General features: G+C 67.5%; 13 protein-coding genes. 7 read left to right on the forward strand and 6 right to left on the reverse strand.

The annotated features are described in order from the left end of the window. Window positions 1-14: 14 nt before the first annotated feature. Entirely contained in the window at window positions 15-1211 is a 1197-nt protein-coding gene (locus G6N57_RS04350) for a cysteine desulfurase-like protein (RefSeq protein ID WP_077740648.1), read from the reverse strand. A gap of 125 nt (window positions 1212-1336) precedes the next feature. Between G6N57_RS04350 and G6N57_RS04355 the strand changes: the two genes are divergently transcribed. From G6N57_RS04355 to wzm, 5 genes are read left to right on the forward strand one after another with little or no spacing between them, the layout of a single operon-like run. Beyond that, window positions 1337-3295, forward strand: a complete 1959-nt coding sequence (locus G6N57_RS04355) for a DUF6541 family protein (RefSeq protein WP_097926428.1) — start codon at window positions 1337-1339, stop codon at window positions 3293-3295. A gap of 31 nt (window positions 3296-3326) precedes the next feature. Continuing rightward, the gene (locus G6N57_RS04360; protein ID WP_077740650.1) at window positions 3327-3842 is read left to right on the forward strand and encodes a bacterial proteasome activator family protein; all 516 of its coding nucleotides are present in this window, start codon (window positions 3327-3329) and stop codon (window positions 3840-3842) included. A 6-nt stretch (window positions 3843-3848) separates the two neighbouring features. Continuing rightward, window positions 3849-4646, forward strand: a complete 798-nt coding sequence (gene wzt / locus G6N57_RS04365; protein WP_077740651.1) for a galactan export ABC transporter ATP-binding subunit Wzt/RfbE — start codon at window positions 3849-3851, stop codon at window positions 4644-4646. Next, window positions 4636-5568: a galactofuranosyltransferase GlfT1 gene (gene glfT1, locus G6N57_RS04370; protein WP_077740652.1), complete on the forward strand. Its 933-nt coding sequence runs from the start codon at window positions 4636-4638 to the stop codon at window positions 5566-5568. The genes wzt and glfT1 overlap by 11 nt, the downstream gene beginning before the upstream one ends. Beyond that, entirely contained in the window at window positions 5565-6395 is an 831-nt protein-coding gene (gene wzm, locus G6N57_RS04375; RefSeq protein WP_077740653.1) for a galactan export ABC transporter permease subunit Wzm/RfbD, read from the forward strand. Before glfT1 ends, wzm begins: the two co-directional genes overlap by 4 nt. A gap of 4 nt (window positions 6396-6399) precedes the next feature. On the opposite strand, the gene G6N57_RS04380 is transcribed toward wzm, so the two are convergent. Next, window positions 6400-6819: a pyridoxamine 5'-phosphate oxidase family protein gene (locus G6N57_RS04380; RefSeq protein WP_077740654.1), complete on the reverse strand. Its 420-nt coding sequence runs from the start codon at window positions 6817-6819 to the stop codon at window positions 6400-6402. A gap of 100 nt (window positions 6820-6919) precedes the next feature. Next, window positions 6920-7567, reverse strand: coding sequence for a porin MspA (locus G6N57_RS04385; protein WP_077740655.1), 648 nt, complete (start codon window positions 7565-7567; stop codon window positions 6920-6922). Window positions 7568-8292: 725 nt separating this feature from the next. On the opposite strand from G6N57_RS04385, the gene G6N57_RS04390 reads away from it, so the two are divergent. Next, window positions 8293-8544, forward strand: a complete 252-nt coding sequence (locus G6N57_RS04390) for a TFIIB-type zinc ribbon-containing protein (RefSeq protein WP_234815845.1) — start codon at window positions 8293-8295, stop codon at window positions 8542-8544. Here the strand turns inward: G6N57_RS04390 and G6N57_RS04395 are convergent. Beyond that, entirely contained in the window at window positions 8502-9281 is a 780-nt protein-coding gene (locus G6N57_RS04395) for a phosphotransferase family protein (protein WP_097926426.1), read from the reverse strand. The genes G6N57_RS04390 and G6N57_RS04395 overlap by 43 nt on opposite strands. Before the next feature lie 18 nt (window positions 9282-9299). Beyond that, complete coding sequence (locus G6N57_RS04400) at window positions 9300-9770, reverse strand: carboxymuconolactone decarboxylase family protein (protein ID WP_077744007.1); 471 nt, start codon at window positions 9768-9770, stop codon at window positions 9300-9302. A 49-nt stretch (window positions 9771-9819) separates the two neighbouring features. Here G6N57_RS04400 and pdxR point away from each other — a divergent pair, with 49 nt between their 5' ends. Further along, the gene (gene pdxR / locus G6N57_RS04405; protein WP_097926425.1) at window positions 9820-11238 is read left to right on the forward strand and encodes a MocR-like pyridoxine biosynthesis transcription factor PdxR; all 1419 of its coding nucleotides are present in this window, start codon (window positions 9820-9822) and stop codon (window positions 11236-11238) included. On the opposite strand, the gene G6N57_RS04410 is transcribed toward pdxR, so the two are convergent. Next, window positions 11235-11861 carry a trimeric intracellular cation channel family protein gene (locus G6N57_RS04410; RefSeq protein WP_077740658.1) on the reverse strand — a complete coding sequence of 209 codons (627 nt, stop codon included), beginning with the start codon at window positions 11859-11861 and terminating at the stop codon, window positions 11235-11237. The two genes, pdxR and G6N57_RS04410, sit on opposite strands and share 4 nt — an antisense overlap. Window positions 11862-11867 lie beyond the last annotated feature (6 nt).

Consider the following 11867-nt stretch of genomic DNA (forward strand, 5'->3'; position numbering starts at 1 on the left):
GCGAGGAGCACAGATCAGCCCAGCGAGGCCAGCGCCCGCACGAGCTGATCGACCTCGGCGCCCGTCGAGTAGTGCGACAGCCCGACCGTCACCGCGCCACCGATGTCGTTGACGCCGATCACGTCGAGCACGCGGGAGCTGGCATTCGAGATCGCCAGGATGCCGTTGTCGGCCAACCGCTGCACCACCCGTTCGGCCGGGATGTCGCGCACGACGAAGCTCAGCACCGGAATCTGCGACTCCGGCCGCCCGATCACCATGACCAACGGCAACGAGCGCAGCGAGGCAACCAGGTACTCGAACAGCCGGTCCAGGTACGCATTCGCCGACCGCATCGACACGGCCAGCCGCTCACGCCGCGAGCCGCTGGCCGAATCATCGAGATTCGACAGGTACTCGATGCTGGCCACCACGCCGCCCAGAAGGCCGTACTGGTGCATACCCACCTCGAGGCGGGCCGGACCGGTGGCGTGCGGGTCCAGCGACACCGAGGCCAACGAATCGAGCGTCGACGGGTCGCGGAACACCAGCGCGCCGATCGGCGGGCCGCCCCACGGCACCGCGTTGAGGGCGACCACGTCGGCGTCGATCTCGTTGATGTCGATCAGCCGGTACGGAGCCGCCGCCGAGTGATCGACGACGACCATTCCGCCGACCTCGTGGGTGAGCTTCGTCACCTCGCCCAGATCGGTGACGGTTCCCAACGTCGACGATGCCGATGCGATGGCCACCAGGCGGGTCGGCTTGTCGATCAGCCCTTCCCACTGCCAGGTCGGCAGCTCACCGGTCTCGATGTCGACCTCGGCCCACTTGACCTTGGCGCCATAGCGATTCGCGGCCCGCAGCCACGGCGCGATGTTCGCCTCGTCGTCCAGGCGGGTGACCACCACCTCGTAACCGAGGCCGACCCGGCTCGAAGACGCCTCGGCCAACGCGGTCAGCAACTGAGCCCGGTCCGCACCGAGCACCACACCCCGCGGATCGGCGTTGACCAGGTCGGCGACAGCTTGGCGGGCAGCGGTGAGGACGGCCGCACTGCGGCGGGCAGATGGGTGCGGCCCGACAGCGGTCGGCATCGAGCCGCGGAAGGCGGTGGAGACCGTCGTCGCGACCGAGTCGGGCACCAACATGCCGTGCTGGGCGTCAAAGTGAACCCACCCATCGCCCAACGACGGGTGCAAGCCCCGTACCCGGGCGACGTCGTATGCCATGCCAGCCACCTTAGAGCGTCCGCAGATATCACAAACCGACACGATTTGGTGAGCGCCCGAGGAGCACGTTTGCACTTCCGAGACCATGCTCGGACCGGGTCACCCTGGGCAGCCATACTAGTCCAGTGGGCTTCGGGTTCGGAGTGCTAATCGCACTGTTGTTGCTGGTGATCCCCGGGGCGCTGATAGCCAGGGCGGGCGGACTGACCGTTGCTGCGGCGGTTGCAGTGGGTCCAGCCTTGACCTACGGCACTGTCGCGTTGACGATCGTTCCGCTCGGAGCGATCGGCGTGCCGTGGAACGCGTGGGCGGCGTTGTTTGCTGTGGCGATCGTCGCCGCCATTGCGGCCGGATTACGGCGGGTGCTGACCCGCTACCGTGACCGCGACGCCGAGGCCTCCGGGATGACGCGGCGGCCCGCCGTGGTGGTTGCGGTGGGAGTGCTGCTCGGCGCCGCACTGATTGCTGCCGCGGCCGTCGCCGGGCTGGCGCACTGGCAGTCGATCCCCAGCACCTGGGACTCGGTGTGGCATGCCAACACCATCCGGTGGATCCTCGACACCGGCCAGGCCTCACCGACCCACATGGGCGAGCTGCGCAACGTCGAAACCCACGAGGCGCTGTACTACCCGTCGGCCTTCCACGCTCTGGCCGCCGTCTATTGCCAGATCACCGGTGCCGCCGCGACCACCGCGTACACCGTGAGTTCGGTCACCGCGGCGGTGTGGCTGTTCCCGGTCAGCGCGGCGGTGCTGACGTGGAAGATGGTCCGCCCGCACACCTGCGAGATGCGCACGGCCGTCGCGGCGGCGGCCGCTGCGGCGCTCGCGGCGTCGTTCACCGCGGTGCCCTACGTCGAATTCGATGTGGCGGCAATGCCCAACCTGGTCGCGTACGGGCTCGCCGTGCCGGCATTCGCGCTGATCACCTCCGTACCGGCGCATCGCGACCGCATCGGCCTGGCCGTACTCGCGACCGTCGGCGTCTTCTCGGTACACCTCACCGGCGGCGTCGTGACCGTGCTGCTGGTCGCTGTCTGGTGGCTGGGGGAAGCGCTGTGGCGGCCGGTCCGCGGCCGGCTGTCCGACTTCCTGGCGCTGGCCGCCGTCGCCGTGCCGACCCTGCTGATCCTGCTCCCCCAGTTCCTCGGGGTCCTTCAGCAAGCCGACATCATCGTGGGCCACGCCTTCGTCAACCACCTCGGCAAGAAGCACTCACTGTTCGCGGCGATCGTCCAGCACACCCGCCACCTCAACGACTTCCCGATCCAGAACATCTTGATCGCACTCGCCGCCATCGGCGGGCTGGTCATGCTGGTCAAGAAGATCTGGTGGCCACTCGCGGTCTGGCTGATCCTCATCGCCTCGATCGTGCATTCCGGCGCACCGTTCGGTGGACCGCTGGGCGTCATCACCGGCAAGTTCAGCGACCTGTTCTACAGCGATCCGCGTCGCCTGTCGGCGGTCGTCACGATGCTCTACGCGCCGATGGCCGGGATCGGCCTGTGCGCACTGGTCCTGCTCGCCGCAGCCGCACTGCGCCGGACCGGCGCCCGCCCGGTGTGGATTCGCGCCACGGCCGCCGTCGCGCTGGTCGCCACCGCCGTTGGCCTGGCCTGGCATTACTTCCCCCGACACAAGTACCTGTTCGGACAGAAGTACGACTCGGTGATGATCGACGCGAAGGACCTCGAAGCCTTCGCCTACCTGGCCACTTTGCCCGATGCCCGCGCCACGTTGATCGGTGACGCCAACACCGACGGCACGGCCTGGATGTACGCGGTATCGGGGCTGCACCCGCTGTGGACGCACTACGACTACCCGGTGCAACAGGGCCCGGGATACCACCGGTTCATCTTCTGGGCCTACGCCGACGACGCGGATACCGATCCCCGCGTTGCCGAGGCCGTCGACGCCCTCGACATCCGCTACGTGCTCACCAGCACACCGGTGGTCCGAGGGTTCGTCATGCCGGACGGACTAGTGTCGCTAGACAGCTCACGGTCGTGGGAGAAGATCTACGACAACGGTGAGGCCCGCATCTACCGCTGGCACGGTGAGAACGCGGCCACCAAGAAAAAATGACACGAGACAGCACTGCTTCGAGGGAAGGCAAATGACCATCAACCCCGACGACGACAACATCGAGATCCTGGCCAGCACGTCAGACGAGACCGATGCCGAAGCTGACGGCAAGTCGCTGACAGACCTCGTCGAACAACCGGCGAAGGTCATGCGCATCGGCACCATGATCAAGCAACTGCTCGAAGAGGTGCGCGCGGCTCCGCTCGACGACGCCAGCCGCAACCGGCTGCGCGACATCCACCGGACCAGCATCCGCGAACTCGAGGACGGCCTGGCTCCCGAGCTGCGCGAAGAACTCGAGCGGCTGACGCTGCCCTTCACCGAGGACAGCGTGCCGTCCGATGCCGAACTGCGCATCGCCCAGGCGCAGTTGGTCGGCTGGCTGGAAGGCCTGTTCCACGGCATCCAGACGGCGTTGTTCGCCCAGCAGATGGCTGCCCGCGCACAGCTCGAGCAGATGCGCCAGGGCGCCCTCCCGCCGGGTCTGCAGGTCCCTGGCGGACAGCGCGGTGGCACGTCGCACCCCGGCACCGGTCAGTACCTGTAGGTCGCGTTGTCTGATCCGTACATCTCGACGCGCGAAGCATGGGTGGAGTTCCCCATCTTCGACGCCAAGACGCGTTCACTGAAGAAGGCGTTCCTCGGTAAGGCCGGCGGCGCCATCGGACGCAACGAGTCCAACGTCGTCGTCATCGAAGCACTACGCGACATCACGATGTCGCTGAAAATGGGTGACCGGGTCGGGTTGGTCGGCCACAACGGTGCGGGCAAATCCACACTGCTACGGCTACTTTCAGGCATCTACGAGCCGACTCGCGGCTCGGCCACGGTCACTGGCCGGGTGGCCCCGGTATTCGACCTCGGGGTCGGGATGGACCCGGAGATCTCGGGTTTCGAGAACATCATCATCCGCGGTCTGTTCCTCGGACAGACCCGCAAGCAGATGCTGGCCAAGGTCGACGAGATCGCGGAGTTCACCGAACTCGGCGAGTACCTGTCGATGCCGCTGCGCACCTACTCGACCGGCATGCGGGTGCGCCTGGCGATGGGTGTGGTCACCAGCATCGACCCCGAGATCCTGCTGCTCGACGAGGGCATCGGAGCCGTCGACGCCGAGTTCCTCAAGAAGGCGCAGTCACGGCTGCAGAGCCTGGTGGAACGGTCCGGAATCCTGGTGTTCGCAAGCCATTCCAACGAATTCCTGGCCCGGCTGTGCAAGACCGCGATGTGGATCGACCACGGCACCATCAAGATGACCGGCGGCATCGAAGAGGTCGTGGGCGCTTACGAGGGCCCGGACGCCGCGCGTCATGTGCGCGAGGTGCTGGAGGAAACCGCGCGTGACGCCTGACAAGCAGACCGTCATCGCGGTGATCGTCACCCACCGGCGACGTGAGCTGCTGGCCAAGTCCCTTGCCGCGGTGGTGGCCCAGGACCGCAGACCCGACCACCTGATCGTCGTCGACAACGACAACGACGAGGCGGTCCGCGAGTTGGTGCTCGGCCAGCCGGTGCCGGCGAGCTACCTCGGATCCCGCCGAAACCTCGGTGGCGCAGGCGGTTTCGCGTTGGGCATGCTGCACGCCCTGGCACAGGGGGCCGACTGGATCTGGCTGGCAGACGACGACGGCCGCCCCGCGGACGACACCGTGCTGTCCACGCTGCTGTCCTGCGCCGAGCAGTACAGCCTGGCCGAGGTGTCACCGATGGTGTGCAACCTCGACGATCCGCAGCGTCTGGCCTTCCCGCTGCGCCGCGGACTGGTGTGGCGCCGGCTGGTCAGCGAATTGCGCACCGAGAGCGAGGGCGATCTGCTGCCCGGAATCGCGTCGTTGTTCAACGGCGCACTGTTCCGGGCCGCCACCGTCGAGGCCGTCGGCGTGCCGGACCTGCGTCTGTTCGTCCGCGGCGACGAGGTCGAACTGCACCGCCGGCTCGTGCGCTCCGGACTGCCGTTCGGAACCTGTTTGACCGCAAGCTATCTGCACCCGTGCGGCACCGATGAGTTCAAGCCGATCCTCGGCGGCCGGATGCACACGCAGTATCCCGACGACGAAACCAAACGGTTCTTCACCTACCGCAACCGGGGCTACCTGCTCTCCCAGCCCGGATTGCGCAAACTGCTGCCGCAGGAGTGGGTGCGGTTCGGCTGGTACTTTCTGGTGTCCCGACGCGACCCCGCGGGTCTGCGCGAATGGATCCGCCTGCGGCGGTTGGGCAGGCGGGAAAGGTTCTTGCGGGGCGAGCGAAGCGACGGGAGGAGTTACAGATGACGTTCACCGACGCGGCGTCCGATTCCAAGACCATGGCCCGGGCCGTGCGCGACCTACGCGAAGGTTTCGCCAAACGGGAACTGTGGCTGCACCTGGGCTGGCAGGACATCAAACAGCGCTACCGACGCAGTGTGCTCGGCCCGTTCTGGATCACCATCGCCACCGGCACCACCGCAGTGGCGATGGGCCTGCTGTACTCGAAGCTGTTCAAGCTCCCACTCGAAGAACACCTGCCCTACGTCACCCTCGGGCTGATCATCTGGAATCTGATCAACGCCTCGATCCTCGAGGGTTCCGAGGTGTTCATCGCCAATGAGGGCCTGATCAAACAACTTCCGACACCGCTGTCGGTGCACGTCTACCGACTGGTCTGGCGGCAGCTGATCCTGTTCGGCCACAACATCGTCATCTTCGTGATCATCGCGATCATCTATCCGAAACCCTGGAAGTGGATCGACCTCGCGGTCATCCCTGCGCTGGGCCTGATCGTGCTGAACTGCGTCTGGGTGTCGATCTGTTTCGGCATCCTGGCCACCCGGTACCGCGACATCGGCCCGCTGCTGGCGTCGATCGTCCAGTTGCTGTTCTTCATGACGCCGATCATCTGGAACGAGTCGACGCTGCAGCAGCAGGGTGCCGGTTCGTGGGCGAAGATCGTCGAACTCAACCCGCTGCTGCACTACCTCGACATCGTGCGCGCGCCCCTGCTCGGTGCCGACCAGGAAGTGCGGCACTGGGTAGTGGTGCTGGTGCTCACCGCGATCGGCTGGACGCTCGCGGCGTTGGCCATGCGCCAGTACCGCGCACGCGTGCCGTACTGGGTCTGAGCGCCTACACGTCGTCGGGCACGGCGCCGAACACGAACCTGCGGCCGGAGATCTCCTTCGGCTGGATCCTCACGTACCGGCGCTTCGTGGTGGCGATCCACGACAACAGCTGGCCGCGCTCGGCCTCGGCGATCTCGTCGGGAGCCTCAAGGAGATGCGGTACGCCGCGCACGATCACGCTCCATCCGCCGGCGCCCGTGTGATAGTCGGCCTCGAACAGCACCCGGTCGTTGAGCAGGGTGCTGATCAACTTGGTGCCCTCGGCGGTCCGGAACAGCACCGTGCGGCGCTGGACGACGAAGTTCACCGGGAAGATCTCCAGGCGGGTGCCGATCGTCGATACCAGGCGACCCAGCGTCACGCTCGACAGCAGCTGCCAGCACTCGTCCTCCCCGAGCACTGAAACCGGGCTCTGCGGCGCCATGAGGCCACCGTAGCCGCCGACATGGCAATCGGCGCGCCCCTTGCTCCGGAAAGGAGAGGGACGCGCCGATTGGGCAAGCGATTACCGGACGATCATGTCCTTAATTCATGTTCCAGGGCTCGCCGTAGGTGGTGACGCTGTCACCGGTCGAGGCGATCAGCCGGGCGAACGGACGCAGCAGCACACCACCGGCCGCGCCGGTCACGGTGCCGTGCGCGTTGGACACCGCCACACCGCCGGCCGCGCCCTTGACGTCCACCGAGAAGGTGGCCACTTCCTGGATGCCGGGGCCGTTGCCCAGGTCGGCGCTGATCGACACACCCGGGAACAGGTTCGGGGTGATGACCGAGTTCAGGCCGAAGGGCGGGCCGGTGATGTCACCGTCGTCGATCAGGATGTTCGGGGTGGTGTAGGAGAAGTTGATCCCCACGCCCAGCGACCAGGGGAAGCCGATCTGATAACCCAGCTCCAAGGTGCCCTCGAAGTCATCGGCGCCCGGGCCGGCCACCGTGTACTTGGCGCGACCGGAATGGAACCACTCACGGGTCAGCCGGTTGCGGTCCAGCGGGAACACACCGTTGAGGAAGGTGTCCCACTGCTGAACGGTCAGGGTCCGGTCCTGACCATCGACCAGGCTCAGTTCGTTGTCCAGACCCGCATGAGAAGTGCCCGTGCCTATGAACAGGCCCGCGAGGACCCCGGCCATTGCGGTCACCAATGCGACCAGCACTCGACTGAATGCCTTCATGTTCTCCCTAGCTATGTCGGTGATCCGATACGTGCGTCACCAACCAGGGCCCCCACCCTTGAGATCCATTGACGTTCGGCCGCCCGATTAGGGACGTCACATCCGGCTCTCATGCCTTGCTCATGATTGGCAGGAGGAAACGTAACCGGGCGGCATCCGGGCGGCAACGGCAACGGTTTCCGGTCACCCACGCAGACAAACCGCGATACAAAGTTTGCTAGATCCGCAGCGGCTTACATCACACCCTTACTGTCGGTTGCCTGTGAGCGCCTGGGACCGCGGGGGCGGCGAGGTCGGACGAGACCGCCGCCGCGGAACCCCGCCATGGGGTAGGAACTGGCGTTTTGCCCGTTGCATGAACGTCCGCGCGGGCAATCACGATGAGCGGAAGGATTGCCGCCGACAGCGGCGACGTCGTGCGCCGCCTCGTCAACCGGGCCGAGTTTGCGCTTGCTGTGTAAACGTTCCGTTACGCAGTGCCGAACGGCCGGATTAACTGAACGGCCGAAGATCGATTCAAGGAGTTGGCCGTCGATATTCCGTTCTGTGACTGACCTCACATTTGAACCTTGGCAAACACCCCTGCGCCGGCTCGTATTTCACAGGCACTTCACAGCGGAGTTGGACGTTATGGCGATATGAGCATTCCGCCATATGAGCCCCCGAAGCCCCCTGCATCGCCCGGCGTAGGCAATACCCTGCTGTGTCCGAAGTGCGCCGGGGTCATGAAGACCTACGAGCGCAACGGCATCCACCTGGAGCAATGCGACACCTGCCGCGGCATCTTCCTGGATTTCGGCGAGCTGGAGGCGCTGACCCAGATGGAGAACCGGTTCGTCCAGGCGCCGCCACCGCCTGCCCCGCAGGCACATCCGGGTTACTCCCAGGGCTACTCGGACTACGGCCCCGGCTGGGGCCACCGCGGGAACAAGCACTACCGCAAGCAAGGCTTCGGCCGGCTGTTCTTCTCCAGCTGAGGCATCCGCGCGCAGGCCGCCGTCAGCAGTTCGTCGTCGGGATCGTTGGCGGCGGCCTGGATGACGGCGGCCCGGGCGAACGGTTCCAGCGCGGGCCACGGATCCGGCTGCGGCAAGGCCGGGCCCCCGGCGGCCCGGTACGCGTCGAGGAACCGGAACCAATCGGCGTCGGGAATGAGCCCGGCCGCCCAGAACCCGGCAGGGCGCGCCAAATCCCAAGCCGGATCGCCCAATCCGAGGTCGTCAACATCGATGAGCTGCCAGCGCCCGTCGCGCCGTCCTACTTGGCCCAGGTGAAAGTCGCCGTGCACGAGGCTGCGCGGCCGGCCCGGGGATCCGGGCCGCCACGCGGCGTCGGGCAGACCGGCCGCGGCCCGCAACACCACTCGATCGCCGCGGCACCGGGTCCGGTCGACCGCGCGCCGCAGCCTCGCCGGCCAGCCGTGCGGTGGCAGCCGCTCGACGACCGGTTCGGTGTGCAACGCCGCCAGCAGCCGCCCGATATCAGCCCATGGCACGCATTCGGGTTGCACCGCAAGGGTTTCCACCAGCGGCCACCGGGTGAGACAGCGACCGTTCACCGCATCGGGCAGCTCGGATACCGGGCTCACCAGGGCATCAACGCGACTGCCGGCGCGCAGGCGGGCACGCAGTGCGCGCGGATCAGTGCCCGGCCGGTGCAGCTTGTGCACGAGTGCGCCGTGCACCGTGATATCCGCACCTGACCGGGTCTGCACCTCTCCAGTGTCCCGCGGTCAGCGCCGCGGAGCGGGCATCCGCACGGTGACGTTGATCCGGTTCCAGGCGTTGATGGTGACGGCCATCGCGATCACCTGACCGAGCTCACGTTCGGTGAACGCGGCGGCGGCGCGCGCGTACACGCCGTCGGGCACGTGGCCGTTACCCAGTTCGGTGATGGCCTCGGTCAGCGCCAGCGCGGCCTGCTCACGCTCGGTGAACAGGTCACCTGCTTCCTGCCAGGCCGCGATGAGCGCGAGTCGCTGCTCGGTCTCGCCCTGCTTGCGGGCGTCGTGGGTGTGCATGTCGAGGCAGAACGCGCAGTGGTTGATCTGCGATGCGCGGATCTTGACCAACTCACCGATCGTCGGGTCGAGGTCTTTGGCGGCGGCGTTCGACAGGGTCATCATCGCGTCGTAGAGCTCGGGCGAAACCTTGTAGATCTTGAGGCGGTCGACGGTCGCGGCGGGCTCGAGTGTCTGTGTCATGTCCTCAACGCTAGCCGGGAAAATACCGCCTAGATGGTTCAATAATGCGGTGACTTCGCGGGCCAATTCAGCTAGCCGGGACCTGCATCTGGACTTGCGCGCGCTGATCGAGCCCGGCAGCCGCACCGCCCGCGAACAGCTGATCACCGCGCTCCGGGACGGCATTCGCGGCGGCAGGCTCAGCACCGACACACGGCTGCCGCCGTCGCGCACCCTGGCCTCCGATCTGGGATTGGCGCGCAACACCGTGGCCGAGGCCTACGCCGAACTGGTCGCCGAGGGCTGGCTGGCGTCACGCCAGGGCGCGGGCACCTGGGTGGCCCGCAGCGCCGCACCGCGACCGGCGCCGCGCCCGCGCCGCGTACCTGCCGTCCCGCGGCACAACCTGATGCCCGGTTCCCCCGACGTGTCGGAGTTTCCGCGGTCGGCCTGGTTGGCGTCGGCGCGTCGGGCGGTCACGAACGCACCGGTCTCCGCCCTGCGGATGGGGGATCCGCGCGGACCGCTGCCGCTGCGGGAAGCACTCACCGAATACCTGGGCCGCGTGCGTGGGGTGCGTGCCACCCCGGAGTCGATCGTGATCTGTTCGGGCGTGCGCGACGGCGTCGACCTGATGGGGCGGGTACTCGGCACCCGGCGCCCGGTCGCGGTCGAGGCCCATGGACTGTTCATCTTCCGCGACACCCTCGCGGCGCTCGGCGTGCCGACGACTCCGATCGGCATCGACGACCACGGCGCGGTGATCAGCGACCTCGACCGGCTCGACACCCCCGCGGTCCTCCTGACCCCCGCGCATCAGAGCCCGTTCGGCATGGCCCTGCACCCGGCCCGGCGCACCGCGGTCATCGACTGGGCCCAGCGCACCGGCGGCTACGTCGTCGACGACGACTACGACGGTGAGTTCCGCTACGACCGCCAACCCGTCGGCGCCCTGCAGGCACTGAACCCGGAACATGTCGTCTACCTGGGCTCGGCCAGCAAGAGCCTGGCCCAGGTGATGCGAGTGGGCTGGATGGTGCTGCCCGATGCGCTGATCGACCCGGTGATCGCGGCGGCGGGCGGGGCCCAGTACCACGTCGACGCCCTCACCGCGCTGACGCTGGCCGACTTCATCAACAGCGGCGCCTACGACCGGCACATCCGGCGGATGCGCACCCGCTACCGACGGCGCCGCGACGAGCTGGTCGCCGCACTGGCCCGGTTCGACCGCACCATCGGCGTCGGCGGATTGGCGGCTGGGGTGAATATGCTGCTCACCCTGCCCGACGGGGCCGAACCGGAGGTGCTGCGCCGGGCCGGGGAGGCCGGCATCGCGCTGTCCGGGCTGTCGATCATGCGGCACCCGCTGGCCGGGCCGGACACCCCGGACCCCGACGGGGTGATCATCGGATTCGGGGGACCCGCGGAGCACGCCTTCGGCCCCGCGGTCGACGCGCTGTGCCGGGTGCTGGCGGCCACGCTCCGCTAGGAGTCGTCACCGACGATCAGGTCCGATGGCCCGGTCGGCAACCGCCAGCCGAACGCCAGCCCGGCCAGGCGCAACGTCGTCGCCAGTACCGTCCCCACCACCAGGCCGATCCACTGCGGGCCGAAGTAGTCGATGACCGCGTAGGCCGTCGCACCGATCATCGCCGGGACGGCATACAGATCGTCGGGCCGCATCAACATCGGGATCTCGCGGACCAGCACGTCGCGGATGATGCCGCCGCCGATCGCCGTGGTCATACCGATCAGCACCGCCGCGAACCAACTGGCCCCGTGGTCGACGGCGAAGGCCGCGCCGGAGGTCGCGAAGAAGCCCATGCCGATCGCGTCCAGCGGCAGCACGATGTGATTGAACCGGATCAGATGCTTGGCAGTGAGCGTGGCCACGGCCGTCGCCGCCAAGGCAACCGTGATGTTGGGCCACTGCTGAATAGAGGTGGGCGGGTGGACACCGAGGAAGACATCGCGGATCACGCCGCCGCTGACGCCGGTCAACACCCCCAGCGCCGCGATGCCGAACAGATCGAAGCCCTTCCGGATCGCCACCATGGCACCCGAGGACGCGAACACCGCGATCCCGAGATCGTTGAGCACCGTCTGCAGCACGACTGC

Origin of the sequence: Mycolicibacterium boenickei (assembly GCF_010731295.1) — a bacterium.
GTDB lineage: Bacteria > Actinomycetota > Actinomycetes > Mycobacteriales > Mycobacteriaceae > Mycobacterium > Mycobacterium boenickei.